Annotated in this window: 12 protein-coding genes and 1 pseudogene; 8 read left to right on the plus strand and 5 right to left on the minus strand. The window is 50.8% G+C overall.

The window, feature by feature from the left end; genetic code table 11:
• Positions 1-36 precede the first annotated feature (36 nt).
• From G7025_RS10255 to G7025_RS10270, 4 genes are read left to right on the plus strand one after another with little or no spacing between them, the layout of a single operon-like run.
• Positions 37-1,503, plus strand: coding sequence for a tyrosine-type recombinase/integrase (locus G7025_RS10255; protein ID WP_181078701.1), 1,467 nt, complete (start codon positions 37-39; stop codon positions 1,501-1,503).
• Entirely contained in the window at positions 1,500-3,455 is a 1,956-nt protein-coding gene (locus G7025_RS10260; protein WP_181078703.1) for a hypothetical protein, read from the plus strand. The genes G7025_RS10255 and G7025_RS10260 overlap by 4 nt, the downstream gene beginning before the upstream one ends.
• Positions 3,452-5,461, plus strand: coding sequence for a hypothetical protein (locus tag G7025_RS10265; RefSeq protein WP_181078704.1), 2,010 nt, complete (start codon positions 3,452-3,454; stop codon positions 5,459-5,461). The genes G7025_RS10260 and G7025_RS10265 overlap by 4 nt, the downstream gene beginning before the upstream one ends.
• Positions 5,458-5,883, plus strand: a complete 426-nt coding sequence (locus G7025_RS10270; RefSeq protein ID WP_181078706.1) for a hypothetical protein — start codon at positions 5,458-5,460, stop codon at positions 5,881-5,883. Before G7025_RS10265 ends, G7025_RS10270 begins: the two co-directional genes overlap by 4 nt.
• Positions 5,884-6,179: 296 nt before the next feature.
• On the opposite strand, the gene G7025_RS10275 is transcribed toward G7025_RS10270, so the two are convergent.
• The 4 genes from G7025_RS10275 to G7025_RS10290 all read right to left on the minus strand — a co-directional run bounded on the left by G7025_RS10275 (position 6,180) and on the right by G7025_RS10290 (position 9,945).
• Positions 6,180-7,250, minus strand: a complete 1,071-nt coding sequence (locus G7025_RS10275; protein WP_181078720.1) for a PIN domain-containing protein — start codon at positions 7,248-7,250, stop codon at positions 6,180-6,182.
• Positions 7,251-7,255: 5 nt separating this feature from the next.
• Positions 7,256-7,582: a hypothetical protein gene (locus G7025_RS10280; protein WP_181078722.1), complete on the minus strand. Its 327-nt coding sequence runs from the start codon at positions 7,580-7,582 to the stop codon at positions 7,256-7,258.
• 88 nt (positions 7,583-7,670) lie between these two features.
• The gene (locus G7025_RS10285; RefSeq protein WP_181078724.1) at positions 7,671-8,306 is read right to left on the minus strand and encodes an SLATT domain-containing protein; all 636 of its coding nucleotides are present in this window, start codon (positions 8,304-8,306) and stop codon (positions 7,671-7,673) included.
• A gap of 202 nt (positions 8,307-8,508) precedes the next feature.
• Positions 8,509-9,945: an RNA-directed DNA polymerase gene (locus tag G7025_RS10290; RefSeq protein ID WP_181078726.1), complete on the minus strand. Its 1,437-nt coding sequence runs from the start codon at positions 9,943-9,945 to the stop codon at positions 8,509-8,511.
• 293 nt (positions 9,946-10,238) lie between these two features.
• Here G7025_RS10290 and G7025_RS10295 point away from each other — a divergent pair.
• The 4 genes and pseudogenes from G7025_RS10295 to G7025_RS10310 all read left to right on the plus strand — a co-directional run.
• Positions 10,239-11,192 (plus strand): annotated as a pseudogene (locus G7025_RS10295) (alkaline phosphatase family protein); the annotation flags it as partial.
• Between the two features lie 27 nt (positions 11,193-11,219).
• A complete protein-coding gene (locus G7025_RS10300; RefSeq protein ID WP_277527603.1) occupies positions 11,220-12,233 on the plus strand; it encodes a sensor domain-containing diguanylate cyclase in 1,014 nt (337 codons plus the stop codon).
• Between the two features lie 120 nt (positions 12,234-12,353).
• Positions 12,354-13,604, plus strand: a complete 1,251-nt coding sequence (locus G7025_RS10305; RefSeq protein WP_181078728.1) for a 2-aminoadipate transaminase — start codon at positions 12,354-12,356, stop codon at positions 13,602-13,604.
• Between the two features lie 122 nt (positions 13,605-13,726).
• Positions 13,727-14,431 (plus strand): hypothetical protein, encoded by a 705-nt coding sequence (locus G7025_RS10310; protein ID WP_181078730.1) that lies wholly within the window; start codon positions 13,727-13,729, stop codon positions 14,429-14,431.
• Between the two features lie 52 nt (positions 14,432-14,483).
• Here the strand turns inward: G7025_RS10310 and ptaA are convergent, their stop codons facing one another.
• Complete coding sequence (gene ptaA, locus G7025_RS10315) at positions 14,484-15,566, minus strand: pyoverdine biosynthesis transaminase PtaA (RefSeq protein ID WP_181078732.1); 1,083 nt, start codon at positions 15,564-15,566, stop codon at positions 14,484-14,486.
• Between the last annotated feature and the right edge of the window lie 142 nt (positions 15,567-15,708).

Raw genomic sequence — 15,708 nt, forward strand, 5'->3', positions numbered from 1 at the left:
TTATGGACAAGAGAGCGCGGATTCGGGTGAGCTGTGATGAATGGAAAACAGTTCAAGTGCAAAACAGGACAAGGGCGCTACGACTCAAAAGCCCGACGAATCCTCATTCCTGAGTTTCGTCAACTAAAACTCAATTTTCTCGAAACGCATATTGATGCCAACCCGGATGGACTACCAGATTATGGTTTTTCAACGGACTCAGATGGTTATCTTCCCAACTTTCCGATACTCATCCAAGGCAATAGCGAGCCTTGGACGATAGGCAACCATTACCTGACCTCAAAGGTCAAGTACGAAGCTAGGTATGAGTCGAGAACATTCAGAGGAATTGCAGACCACCTGCTGGACTATCTGCGATTTCTTGAAGACGAAGGCTTAGATTATTTGTATTTTCCAAAAAATAATCGCCTTAAGGTGACTTTTAGATACAGGAAACGATTGATTGACTTTGTGACTGATGGAGTTATTTCTATAAGCACAGCCAGCGCAAGGATCAATGCAGTCGTTAATTTCTACCGGTGCATTATGCGCTGGAATCTGATTAACCATGAGCCAATTGAAGGTGTGGCGTATGAAGAAATCACAAAATATATTAATGTAACTTCCGAAATTGGCATAACTCAGAACCTAAAGATCAACTCTCACAATCTCGCTATTTTGTCTCAAAAAAAACAAAGCCACACAGAGTACATCAATGATGGCGGTGATCTGCGCCCGCTAACCTTCAGGGAGCAATCGTGTGTACTGAAGGCGCTACTTGAGTCCTCTCGCGAATATCAGCTTATGTTCTATTTCTCCTTGTTCACAGGAGCTCGAGTTCAAAGTCTCGGGACGCTGCGTATCAAACATCTTCAGGGTGGCCTAGATAGCAACGGTTATCTACGTTTACCAATAGGGGCCGGTACACTGATCGATACGAAGCGTGGCAAACGTATGACGTTACTCGTGCCCGGATGGCTTGTTAAGGATATGCTGACTTATAGCAAAAGTTCGGAAGCAAAAAAGCGAAGAAGCCGTTCGTACTACGGGGAGACTGATGATAATTATTTATTCTTGAGCAAAAATGGCGTGCCGTACTACACCAGCAGAAAGGAGATTCTGGACAGGCAGGACAAACAGATTAGTAAAACTGCAGGGTTAATAGATAGAGTGAAAGACGCTACCATCCAAGATGGAGCCGCCTTAAGAACACATATTAAACAGATACTTTTGCCGCGTATTTACCTTACCAACCCAGACTTCCAAAAATTTACACTCCATGACCTACGGGCAACTTTTGGGATGAATTTGCTTGAAAGCCAGTTACGACACATGGGTGATCAAAATATTACTGCCGCGCTGGAATATGTCCAACAACGCATGGGACATAGTAACAAAGAGACAACCATGCAGTACCTGAACTACAAATCGCGCCTGAAATGGAAGTCATCCATCCAGCATGAATTTGAAGGAAAATTGTTTGAGCATGTAAACACCTCTATGGCAGCGGACAAACTTGTATGAACAATACTTTAATCCGCCGCCAGGTCGTGATTACTGACCTAACAGACACAAATATTGAGATCATTAATCCACAGTTTGCCGTCTTAATGTTTCCTAATCCTACTGACAAAGGCATGCGATATCTGGACATCGGCTCTTTTTGCTATATGCGTCGATCTACAGAAAGTCCTTACAAAGTAATTAGACCAGTTGACCTATCTACACTCGATAATTCACGACTGCGGTTCATCCAAGGTCTTATCGAGCATTTGAGGCAGAAACGCAACACTAGCGCACTGGACGACTTCTCAAAGATAAAGTTGTATTTGGACTGGATCGACGCTCAAAATGAGAACTACCATTTTGACGATACGCAGGCCATGAAGAAAGCCTATAGTGATTATACTAGACATCTGTTACATCGAATGAATAGCACTCGCGTCAATGGCCAGCCCATTAAGAAATCAAGTGCTTCAGTTCTGCAAGCCAGAGCGCGTACAGTGTTAATGTTGGCAACAGGTCTGAGTGAACCGGAGGCAAAAGCTATATCTAGCTACATTCCTAAAAAGGATGTTCAGGTCAGCCACCCAAATTTAAAACTTCCGAGTATAGATATTCAAGCTCGAACATTTGCATCACTGGTCAATTTCATTTACGAAGCACATAGGATTTTGGTGGAGGGTGGTAAATTTCCGTTACATCTAGTCTCTCCAGATGGGGATTCGTATTATCTGTATTCAATGATAGGCGAAAGTGAAAAATCCAAAACCGCTAGAATTAGCCTCGCACGAATGCTTGTTCAACATTCAACATTTCCTTCGTGGAGTCAGGTTAAAGAAAACTTTATGCTTGCAGACAATAGCGCAGCAACGCGAATTGAGAGAGCCAATTACGATGACAACAGGCGGCGCTTTCGCAATAACAATGAGGATATGCGATCATCTCTAAGGCGACAGATAGGAACGTGTGCCGGGGTGGCAGGCATGCTAGCTTTTATTGCTGCGACAGGCTCTAACCTCAGTATTGCTCAACGTCTTGAAGTCGACACTCTAGAGATTTTACCGAGTACGCAGGGAAATCGTTTTTCTGGAACAAAGGCCAGAGCGAATGGGAAAATCGTTTATCCAGAATTTGGTGCTCGCTTCGCTCCAGTATTTAAAAAATATCTCGAGTTGCGCCGGTGGATTCTTAATGGCGTAGAAAATTCCTTAGTCTTTCCGGTCGACGGCGCCAAAAGTAGCGGCGTTTCCCGGATAGGGGCGACATCCATTAATAGCTTAAAAAAGCTCATGGCCAGTGCGTTGCCCAACACTACTTGGGTAACTCCAACGCAATGGCGGAAAAATGTCAGCTACCAGTACGTAAAACACAGTGGCGGCGACATGGCTCTAACAGCAGAAAAGCTGAGCAATACTGAACAGACCGTACGGCAAAATTACAGTAGACCAGCACTGGATGACTTCGCAGCAGAGATGACTGAATTTTTTGATTCTATGCACCAAGCAGCGATTAATCGCACGCGCTCTGTAGAGCACATTTCAGTACGTATTTCGGACGAAAAAAGTCTCAACACCGTTACGGGTACGGGACTGTGTGAAAAAGGGCCTTTAGTCGAACCTAAGCGCGCCGTGGGGTTTACCGAAAGATCACCCATGCCCGCTTGTGGAGACCCGGAAACGTGTCTGTTCTGTGAATTTTATGCCGTCCATGCAGACGAGGAGGATATCCGTCGCCTTTTGTCGTTGCGTTATATAATTCAGGCAACTAAGGCTCAGCTGTCTGTTGAACATTGGGAAATTAAATTTGGCCCAACCAGCCACCGTATTGATGAAGTGCTGTCGGTCATACAAGACACCGACGAAAAAATCGATAAAACTATTAGACAGGTGCGTGAAGAGGTCGAGTTAGGTGCCCTAGATCCATTCTGGTCTATTCACTTTGACACATTGGTCACTGTGGGCGAGGTTTCATGAGTAACATTTCCAGTCTCCTACTCAATCAGTGGCAAGAAAATCAATTGCCCGACACCTACACCAGCGCAACTCAATATCTTGCAACTCATAAAGACTTTATTATTTCCGGCACGACATCAGGGACGGTCGTTTCCCGATACCAAGATGACGAATGGAATATGAAAATGTATGACGCGCAAGGCAGATGTGTCTACAACTTTGTGAGCTGGCTTCCAGATTCATTCCACCCGACAGCAAACACGATTGTCGGTGAGTTAAAAGAGATTCAGTTCGCGCGCCTGTATTGTTACCCCAAGCCCCGCAAGCCTAGCTCGGTCGGATTAATATCTTCTAGGAAGCTAGCTCGCCTGGCACTCAACAATAACATATCTTTACGCGAGTTATTCAATGAAGAAAACCTAAAAAAAGTGCTGTTACAGAGCTATGCAGCAATGCCAACAGGACAAATGTCCGAAATTTTAAAGCTTATAAAAGAACTATTTAGCATACGAGCAAAGCACCCCGACTTTATTTTCGCTCCAAATAATTATGAAATAATAGAGCGCATGCAATCCCTTTATAACCACCCAAATAATCAAAGACATAACTCACAGCAAACCAAAATAATTCCTTCCCGCTTGTACGCAGCGTTCATCACTGCGTTTAACGAGGAGTTAGATGCTTTCAATGCCAACGCGGACGCAATAGTCGAACTGTTTAGACTACGAAAAAACAACATACTATTCGGACTATCTACTTCGAGATTCTCCTCCTACAAAAATTCTGTTTCCTGGACTTATGCAGTTGCACATCAAGGGCTTTGTGCTTTTTTCGAAATACAATCTATTGCCAATTGGGTTGACTTGCGCGGATATATTGGTGAGATTCAATGCGCTGCAAAATACTGGATACATTTATTTTCCGGCATGCGAGACAATGAAGCTAGACTTTTGCCTGCTGACACCTATAAATCGATGAAAACTCGCGATGCGAATATTACGATTTTGCATGGCTATACTTCGAAGCTATCTGGGCAAAACCATACAGCAACATTTTGGATGACAGCCGGAATAATGGAGAAAGGCACTATTGCTGCCTGCCATGTGGGAACAATCGCTGCAATACTGAATGAGTATGATCAATCCGATTTAAGCCAATACCCGCTATTCCCTCCTCTAACGGCAGGTCCGGGGGGACAAGTTCAAGTCTACGAGGGCGCACCGGTTATCAGCACAAGCGGCAATGTTCATTCATTAAAGAGACTAACCGCTCGATGGCCTAAGCTGGTCGTTCAAGAAGAGGATATCCGAGAACTTGAGCAGTTTGACGGCTTTCGAGATTGGCGCAACGATGCCGATGTCAAATTGGGGACGCCGTGGCTGTTGGCGAGTCATCAATGCCGTCGTTCGCTCGCAGTTTATTGTGCCCGATCAGGTCTAGTCTCTATTGGCTCATTGGCGCTTCAATTCAAGCATCTAACCGAAGTAATGACGTCATATTATCGCAGAGGTAATGCCTTTGCTGTTAACTTCCTTCAGTCAGATGATGCTCAGGGATGGCTAGATGAGTTGGAGTACGAGCGTCAGAAAGTTCAGTATATAGAATACGAGAAAAATGTAATAAATACGTCTAGCCGCCTATGGGGAGGTGAGGGCAATCGCATCCAGGTGGCGCGAGACAAAGGCCATCCGCTGATTATAACGACGGATAGATCTGCGACAGAAATAAAGTTCATAAAGGGTGAAATGACCTATAAAACTAGCCCGATTGGTGGTTGTACGAATCTTGATCACTGCGACAAGATTTCCTTCACCAGCATTTTTGCCTGTATCGATTGCGAAAAATCAATTCTTGATGATGATCGCAGTCTAAAGAATATCAAACGAGGTCTAAATAACCTGAAGCGCGAGCAATCCCTATTTGTTGCTAAAAACCCACTACACCAGCAACTGGCGCTAGAGATCAGAGCGATATACGAAAAGCTGGAGAAACGCGGTCTGCTAGAGAAGATGGAGGCGATTTTATGAGTGCTCTTGAGAACTACAGGGCCGCGCTTTTTCGGTTGATTGAGGGAAAGCCGCACAATGTGCCGAAAGGCTCCGCGATCAACAAAGATACCGTTGCCCTTGAAGCAGGTCGCAAGCGAGGATCGATCAAAAAAAGCCGTGAAGAACATGCTGGGCTCATTAAATCAATTGAAGCCGCATCGACAGCACAGCAACAAAAATCAAAGCGACCTTTCACCCACGATGCCGAAAAGCAAAAGGCACTAAAGAAGGCCGCTCAGGAGCAGTTTGAAACCATTAAAGAAGATTACCATTTAGCTCTCACAAAGATCGTTTCATTAGTGCATGAGAACCACATTCTTAAAGAACGAATCAAGGAGTTTGCGCAAGCCAAGGAGCGAACAAATAAAATTTTTGCGATGGAAAGGCCGACGAAAGTTTGAACAGCTAACTTATCATTGGCAAATGTAGTAAGTGGGCTAAGCGGCACTCCGAAGCAACGTGCCGCTATATGTAAGTAATGGATGAAACCGGATATACCCAGACGCTGTCGGCACCATTTCTTTGACCCGTGAGTCGCGTTACGAATATAGTTCAAGCCATTCGAAATTGTATTTTCGTCTTTTTATTAAAGGCGCCGCTACTTTTCTCGGAATAAATTAAGAAAAAACAACACAAGCCTCAGCAGCCCAAAAAATTAATTATACCTATCGCACGTTGAGCGAGAGTAATTTTAGATCTACATCCTTGGGTCTTCGAATGGGATTTCATCGACGGAAAATTCGATTCCACCATGAAGACCTTTTATGTCCAGATCATACTCTTCGTTAATCAGTTCGCCGCCGTCATCTTCAAAGAACAAGTCCATTTCGACTGAAAACTCTTTTTCTTGCTCTTCTTCCCGCTCTATCGAATCAAATGTATAAAGTCTATCGTCTTCTCGGTCGTAATAGCTATTTTCGAAGTCCGGCCCCGATGCATCGACCTTAAACTTAACAACCATATCGAATTTTATACTGCAGCTTTCATCGTTGATTTTGATGATTTCAGGCTCGAAAGCCCCTATTTCAACAACTTCAAAACTATCTACTTCCGCATCTTCCCATGTTGAATAATTATAAGCTTCAGCCTCATTTAACTGTGCCTGCAGATTGAGCCTAATTTCATCTCTCTTGCTCTCAAGGAATTGCTCAACGAATTTTGCCCGTTTGTCATGCCTATTATAGATATCAAGCATTGCACTGAGGGTATCTACGCTTATGAACTTCTCATTTGCCGCGCAGAAAGCTTTGTGGTCAGGATCAGAAGACACAACATATGTCTTCTCATCAACCTTTAAGTGCTGACGGATAGATAAAAGAGTAAAGGCGTCTCTAAACTCGTTTGGTTTACTGGAGCTGAATGGTGTCACATGATCGAAAAACATGTTTATAATTTCATTACCATCAACACCAGACATATCCAAAACGGTCGCATTTGATTTAGTAATAAACCCTTCAAAAGTCCGCAATGCCATTGCTTCAACGTCAGGTTCATGAATCTCAGTAAAAAGGTTCTGGACGTTTTGATCGTGATACTCTTTCAGCACTGCCGCTTTGCGCTGAAAATTTTTAATCCCTTTTAGCGCTTCACGAATCTGACTGACAATTTTTCGCTGAACTTCTTTTACCACAATCGTGCTTGTGATGTGGTTCAGTTCGAGTCTTTGGCAAAGATCTTCAAAAGCTCGAATTGTCGTGGAATTGAAATCCAAATTTGCTTTGACAAAAAACTCTGTATCAATGAATACATTTCGTGTTTCAAGCGGCATTCCCTTTACCCCATTACGAATTTTGTTTTGCCCAAGATGTTTTTATAAACCAAATCATAAATTCTTTGCGCAATTTGTTTATCATACTCAATTCTAAAACCGACGATTGTTACCCCTTCCACCGACCAGCTACCGCCGTCCGAGGCATCAGAGTAAATCCACCAAATAGTCTTTCCCTTCTCTACCGCAAACCAGTTTGCGAAGCCGGATGGGAGCTTTTCGCACAGCAAGCCCATAGCTTCGCTCTCGCCAGCCTTAGCCCACGTGCGGAATCGTTCGACCTTTTCGCCGGTCTCGCGAATCAAATTCTGAATGCTGTTGCGGCTCTGCATTGCTACTCCTGCCGACTAATGATCAAGGCGTGAGAGTGACCTGCATTTCTTTATATTCCAATATGGGCGTGCCTAATTGAGGTAACGCTCAATTAAGGGAAAGGCGTAAAATCACCGGAATTAGAGCAATAATGGATACTATCCAGAATAAAAGGTAGTACCATATACTTGAAAAAAACCATACAACTCTAACTTTTCTTTCCTGACATGAGCTAATATTTTTGCTTATGAATTCCGGAGCCAACCTGCGTTCAGCAAGAAACAGCTGATCATCTAATGGAGCGTGGTTAACGTCATAGCGACTTTGGATTGCTTCATATTCATCTGATAGCTCACCGCATGCACTCCAGTTGCCTGGCACATCGTCCAACTTGAAAATCTCACGTTGAAGCCTACGCTGTAGGGCATTCAGTTCCTCAGCATTTTTGTGCAGCGCGTCCGCATTAGATCCATTTCGTGCTCCCCACTCCATCAGGGAAATAGCTAGCAAGAAAATGCCGGACAAAATCGAAAGAGCTGTCAGGTAATTATCAAGACTGGGAGATCGCAAAATCTCGGATGAGTATATTTTCTGGATTACGGCAAGGCATATCGTAATCACGGAGAAAAAAGTCAAACTAACTGTAGAGAATAGTTCTTTTCTTTTAAGGCGTCGCGCGGCGTTGTAACGAGCCCCGGCAGTTCGCCATATTGTAGTTCGTAGCTCAGCGAGATAGTCCTTCATCATGAAATCCTATAAAAAAGAGGGGAGTGCCTGAGTTTTCAGTCAGATCCACTTCCCACGCGACTGCCAAGACAGCCCGTGTGAAGGTATAACACCAGGTGTCACGCCTGTTTTAAGAGGCCCGGAGCACTTCCGCTTTCGCATAATCGCGAAAGGTACCGCATAGCGGTAGGCACTCCCCAAAGTCAATATACACAACCTGCTAATAAATTTCGCCTTCATCTTCATGCATGCGGGCTAAGCTCATCCGCACGTAATGCTCATAGCGCTCATTGATCTGAGCATCCGTCAATGCTATCTCTGGATCGACTCTGCCTCTATCTGCCAGAAAACTGAGCCTGTGTGCCGTAGTATCTATTACATCGTAGTCTCGTACGTACCCACCTCTGGGATTGAATTTCATCTCAAAGTAGGACTTGCTGAGCTTCTTCAGCCTAGGCACTCCCGAATCCACTAATTCTGGCACGCGGGAAAGCATCCCGAGAACAGCGTTATCCATTTTATGGAGCAGTTTTTCGTCATTTATCTCATTGAAGTAGGCAATCCATCCGTATCGTTTATTTTGGCTAATCGCTCCTGTGATTTTCTCATTAAGTTCAAGATAGAAAATCTGAATCAGACGAGCGTCGTCTAGGTATTTGAACTTTTCCAATCTCTTGGACCGATTGTGCTTGAAGTCACTTATTTTTGCTGCAATAGATTGCAAAAAGCGCTCCACCGTGGACTGTCTAACAGTGATAAGCGGTAGTTCAAAAATATAGCCCAAATAAGAAAAATTTTCGTTAATTAATCCAAATTTTGTTTTATCTGAACTCAGTCCATGGAGCTGCAAGCCTCGCCTTGATAGTCGGCCTTTAACAGATTTGAAAGCGGCTGAAACGATGCTTTTTTCACCATACATCAAAACATCATCCACGTATCTGTAGTAATGTAAACCCGAAATCTCCATCATGGATTTATCTACATCTGCCATATAAATTGCGGCAATTATATTAGATATTGCTAATCCTTGAGGCACCCCAGAGTCTTGCTGATACTGAGCATGTTTTTTGCGAGGCGTGTTTTTTGGTACTGTTGGTGTTCGCATAGCGTGCGCAACTAGATTTACAACTTTTTTCGATATTATTTTTCGGCTAAGCAGCGTCACCACACGTCGCTGATTGATTGAGTCATAAAACGTCTTAATATCTGTGCTGCACACCCATACAGAATTTCGATCCAAGTAACTGATATCTTCAGCCACTTCGCGGACATAGGTGCTCGCAACGTTTCTCGGTACTTGGTCGGGAAATACCAAAGCCAAATATTTTTGCAGCTGATGGAGCACTACCCTGTCTCTGACAATAGGTATGCTAATTACCCGTGGAGCTTTTCCTCGCCCTTTAAGCTTCAGCTTTTCAAGAAATGGTGCGAAACGGAAGGTACCGTCCATGCATTTTGCGGAAACAACTGCCAATTCGGCACCGGATCTGTCGGAAAACTGGAACCCATTTATCCTATCTATACCTTTGGCCAACGATGAATTGAACCGCTCCCTGAACACCCACTCTAGGGCATGTGCTGAGAACATTCTGCGGAACAGCTCGTCAGCTGTGATCCATCCTGCCTGAAACAATAACGCATCGTGTCCTTGAGTCATGGAGTTCTCCCTCGTGTTCGCAGGATTTTATCTGAAATCAGATCAGATGATCTGTCCAGGTCGAACGCTCATAAGGATCAGTTCCACTGCAATGTAATGCATGGAGCTACAGCGACAAGTGCTCACTCAGGTCTCAATTTTCAAGGGGTATTTATGCCATTGAAATACGGACATGGATGCACCGATGTCCACATCCAAGCCTTGTCCATATGGATTTTTTCGAAAACGTCTGAAGATCCCGTGAATCAAGGGTTAGAGGCGTTGTCCACACCTCTTTACAACTCGACGGCCTTGGTCACGACATCACCGACGACTGGAACCTCAGTGCCCAGTGGGAAGAGACCGCCTACGGGCACCCGTTTTCCAAGCGCATCATCGGCAATGCGCTGCTCGCTTACCTGCTGTGCCAGGGCTGGGGCAACCACCCGGATGCCTTCGCCGGCCTGTTGCAGCAAACCCGGAGCCTCGCCGCTGCGGTGCACGACAACCACCTCGATGCCACCGCGCAGGATGCCTTGCTCGCGCAGTTGTTCAACTTCCAACAATGGCATTACGTACTGCCCACCACGCCCGCCCTGATTGTGCTCGACACCCGCACCCGGCGTTGGCGCAGCGAGTTCACCCTCAAACAACCCTCCGGCCTGCTGGATTGGGAAGCCTTGAGCGAGCTGCAACAGGCATTGCTGGACCATCCCTCGGCGATCATCGTCTCGCCCGCGCCGATCTTCGGTGTGAAGTTGATCGAGACGGTGCAGAAAGTCTTCAGTTGGTGCGGCCACCCCTTGCTGGTGGACGCGGAAAACTGGATGGCACATCGGGGCGCGGCCCAAGTGATCCTCAATATTTTCCGCCACTCGCGCACGCCGGGTAACTACGTGATTCTGTCGGGCGATGTGCACTATTCGTTCGTGTATTCGGTGTTGATCCGTCATCGCAACGCCGGCCCGCGCATCTGGCAGATCACCAGCAGCGGCATCAAGAATGAATTTCCACCGCGCCTGCTGGAATGGTTCGACCGTCTCAACCGCTGGCTATACTCACCCCGCTCGCCGCTCAACGGGTTCACTCGTCGGCGCACCATGCAGGTGGTGCCCTATATTCCGGAACATGCCGAGGCCGGCGAACGGTTATGGAATTCGGCGGGCATAGGGCAGGTATTTTTCAACGAACAGGGCCAACCGGACGCGATCTTTCAACACAACGCGAACGGTAAGCCTCGCACCAGGATGGTGGCGCCTGAGCAGTAGCGCGCGGCCCCAGGCAAGGAGCAGCACGTGGACGACAGGTCAGGCGGCAACCCCCAGCATCAGGATTTCTCACACCTCAACGCCGATATGCTGCACACCATTCTGGAACTGGTCAGCGACGGGATATGGGACTGGAATGCCAACACCGGGTTCGTCTACCGCAGCCCAGGCTGGTACGAAATGCTCGGTCACCCACGCAACGCCTTGGAAAATACGCTGTTCACGTGGGAAAACGTGATCCACCCGGATGATTACGCCCAGGTGATGACCCTGTTCGATGACTACATCAACCGCCGGGCTCCCTACTATCAGGCCGAATACCGCTGCCGTCGAAAAGATGGCAGCTACCTGTGGATCGAGGACCGCGGCTATGTCATCGCCCGTAACGACGACGGCTCGGTGGCGCGGATGATCGGGGCGCATCGCGACATTCAGGCACGCAAGTATTCAGTCGTTCAACTGCAACAGCGCAACCAGTCTCTGGAAGCGCTGGTGGCCGAGCGCACGCAGGAGCTGTCGCGGGTCAATCAGCAACTGCAATTGCAGTTGGATGAAAACCGCGCCCTGGCCGAACGCGATGCCCTGACCCTGGTCGCCAACCGCTATCGCCTGGAAAAAACCCTGCTGCGCGAATGCGAGCGCGCCCAGCGTTTTCGCCGGCCGCTGTGCCTGATCGCAATGGACATCGACGGTTTCAAACCGATCAACGATCGCTATGGCCACAGCGTGGGCGACCAGACGCTGGTGCGCGTAGCTCAATGCCTGGAACGCTGCACCCGCCCCGGCGACCTGCTGGCTCGCTGGGGCGGCGATGAGTTCATGATGACCCTGCCCGACAGCACGCTGGTCACCGCCACGGCACAGGCCGAGCAGATCCGCCGCCAGGTGCGTGCGATCACGGCACCCGCCGACTTCGTCATCACCCTGAGCCTGGGCGTGGCCGAGCGTCAGCTGGATGAGTCGCCTGCGGCGCTGATGGAGCGTGCCGACCAGGCGTTGTATCGCGCCAAGGCGGCAGGGAAGGACGGGGTATCGACCTAACGCCGCCGCGCGGCAGGGCTCCTTCCGATTTGGAATGACCCGAAGACTTTATTTCGTTTGCGACAGACCCGGGCTGGCGGCTTAGATAAAAAACACCCGCCTTTGTCGAGTCCCGGATTCATGAGCCACGCCAGCATCAGCCAGTCGATTTCCATCGTCCACCCCATCAGCCTCAGCCACGGCAGGAACGCCGAAGTGTGGGACACCACGGGCAAACGCTATATCGACTTTGTCGGCGGTATCGGCGTGCTTAACCTCGGCCATTGCCACCCGCACGTGGTGGAGGCGATTCGCGAGCAGGCGACCAGACTCACGCACTACGCCTTCAACGCCGCGCCGCACACGCCTTACATTGAACTGATGGCGCGCCTGAGTGAGTTCATCCCGGTGAGCTACCCGGTCAGCGGCATGCTCACCAACAGCGGTGCGGAAGCTGCGGAGAACGCCTTGAAGATCGTGCGCGGAGCCACCGGCCGCAGCGCCGTGATCGCATTCGACGGGGCATTCCACGGCCGCACGCTGGCGACTTTGAACCTCAATGGCAAGGTGGCGCCCTACAAGCAAAAAGTCGGCGTATTGCCTGGCCCTGTGTATCACCTGCCCTACCCCAGCGCCGACAACGGCGTGACCTGCGCCGAAGCGCTGAAGGCCATGGACCGCCTGTTCAGCGTGGAAATCGACGTGGATGATGTCGCCTGTTTCATCATCGAGCCGGTGCAGGGCGAGGGTGGTTTCCTGGCTCTGGACCGCGAGTTCGCCCAGGCCCTGCGACGTTTCTGCGATGAGAAGCGGATTCTGTTGATCGCTGACGAAATCCAATCCGGGTTTGGCCGCACCGGCCAGCGCTTTGCCTTTACGCGCCTGGGCATCGAACCGGACCTGATCCTGCTGGGTAAAAGCATCGCCGGTGGCGTGCCGCTGGGGGCGGTGGTCGGGCGCAAGGCACTGATGGACAACCTGCCCAAGGGCGGCCTGGGCGGCACGTACTCCGGCAACCCCATCGCCTGCGCGGCGGCGCTCGCCACCCTGGAGGTGATGACGGACGCACATCTGCAGGCCTGGGGCGCGCAGCAGGAGGCGGCGATTGTGAGCCGCTACAGCGCCTGGCGTGCGCAAGCGCTGTCGCCCTACCTCGGGCGCCTGACCGGCATCGGCGCCATGCGCGGTATCGAACTGGCCAACGTCGACGGCACGCCGGCGCCCCGGCAATTGACGCAACTGCTCGGCCTGGCGCGGGACGCCGGGCTGCTGCTGATGCCCAGCGGCAAAGCGCGGCACATCATCCGCCTGCTGGCACCGCTGACCACTGAGCCGCACGTGCTGGAGGAAGGGCTGACTGTCCTTGAAGCCTGCTTCAAGCAATTGGATTGATCCCACACGGTCGGCAGCCTTTCGTCGCGATAACGGCGTTGTGCTGCCTTGACCTGACTCCCTCACCCCTTGAAAATGCGCGACGCTTTTTTGTCCTCGTTTATTGAAGTAGTGAAATTTTAATGTCCGATTCCTACACCGCAGAATCCGTGGCCGCCTTGGCCTCCAAAGCTGAATACGAAAACGCCATCAATCTTTCACAGCATGTGCCAGCGGCCAAATCCATCAGCGAGATGGTGCTGGATGCGTTCCACACCTCCAAGGAGAGCGACCAGATCCGCGAACTGCGCGTCGCCATCCGCCAGGCCCACGACGCGTTCGACGACGACAAGGCCTACGACCTGATGGGCCAGCTCAAGCAACTCAAGGACGCCGAAGCCGCCGACAACCTGGCCTTGGAAGACTTGAGCAGCAAGTTCTCCATCAGCCGCATCCTGTCCAGCTTCAAGGACGATCCCGAGTTCCAGGAGCTGGTCTACGGCCTGGCCCTCAAGGTGTTGAACCAGACGCACCAGGCCATCAGCAACCCGAGCGCCGGCAAGGGCAAGGCGGCACGCGCCAAGAAAGACGCCGACGTGTTCGTGATCAGCAAGGATGGCGCCAGCGTCACCCTGCCACTGCGAACGCCGCGCTCCAGGCTGAACGTGGACCGTGAAGCGTTCGAGTTCCTGGGGTTCAGCTTTGTGGGGGAAGGGGACGAGGCCGAGCTGCAAAGCGAGTCGTTCACCGACAACAACGGCGCCGAGTTGCCGGTCACCCGCAAAAACGTGGTGAGCGCCCTGCAGCAGAAGACGGCATTTGATGGGTACAGCATCGCGCAGCAATAACCCTTCACCTCAGTGAGGGAAGGAGCACCGCCCTTCCCTCGTGGGGCTTGCGCTAGACCCGCGCGGCAAACACCTCGCGAAAGCGCGCCATCTCCTGCTTGCTCCCCACCGTCACCCGCACCCATTGCGGCCAGTTCTGCCACACCCGGCCGATCAGCACGCCCTCGGCGGCGAGCTTTTCGATCACCTGCTGCGCGGGCTGCCTGACGTCGATCATGAAGCAGTTGCTCTGCGAGGCGGTGCAGGTGTAGCCACGGCCCTTGAGCCAAGCCACGGTTTCATCGCGCAACCGCGCATTGAGCGCCTTGCGCTGGGGCAGCACTTTGACGTCTTCCAGGCTGGCAAGGCCGCCAAGCAGCGAGGGACCCGCCGGCACATTGTCGCCGCCAAACACCGCCAGCCGCTCCAGCAGCGCCGGGTGGCCGATGGCCAGGCCCAGGCGTGCGCCGGCCATGCCGTAGATCTTCGAGAAGGTGCGCAGCACCAGCAGGTCGTCGTGGTCCTTGACCCAGCTGACCACGCTGGGGGCGTCGGCGAAGTCGATATAGGCTTCGTCCACTACCAGCACGCTGCCTTTGGGTTTATTCGCCAACGCGTCGCGGATGGCCTGGGTCGGGGTGAGGGTGCCGGTAGGGTTGTTGGGGTTGCACAGATAAAGCATGCCGGCCTGAGGGTCGGCGGCGAGCATGGCGCGGATATCGTGGGCATGATGGGCGTCGAGGTTCACCTCCCGCACCGGCGCCTTGTGCGCTTCGGCGGCCTGGCGTGGTACTTCATAGGACGGCGTGGCCATCACCAACCCACGGGTATCGCCGGTGAACGCCAGCACCGCATAACGCAACGCCGCCATGGAACCTGAGAACACCGCCACCTGTTCTTCGGCAATGCCCTGCTGCCGTGCGAACAGCGCCGCCAGGGCGTACATGTGGTTGTAGGGGTAGCGCCCGGTAGTGGCGATGCCACGCTGCATGGCTTCGCGGGCGGCCAGGGCCGGACCGTAGGGGCTTTCGTTGTAGTTGAGCCGGACCTTATCGGCCTTGGCCTGCGGCGTCGCGGCGAGCGCCCAGTCCAGGCGCCCCAGCAATGGCAGGGCGGCGCTCAAGGCGAGAAGGGATCGACGACTCACGCTGACCATGGTGACTACTCCTTGTAGGCGGGTGATGGATTCGCACAGTGCGTACAGAGGGGTATGACGAGATAAGCGTGGGCAGATTTAACCCGGCGCGCGATAACCGCGCATCACTGGGGGGGGGGCGCCGGTCGAGGGAGCCGTGGGC

Source organism: Pseudomonas lurida (genome assembly GCF_013522705.1).
GTDB classification, from domain to species: domain Bacteria; phylum Pseudomonadota; class Gammaproteobacteria; order Pseudomonadales; family Pseudomonadaceae; genus Aquipseudomonas; species Aquipseudomonas quebecensis.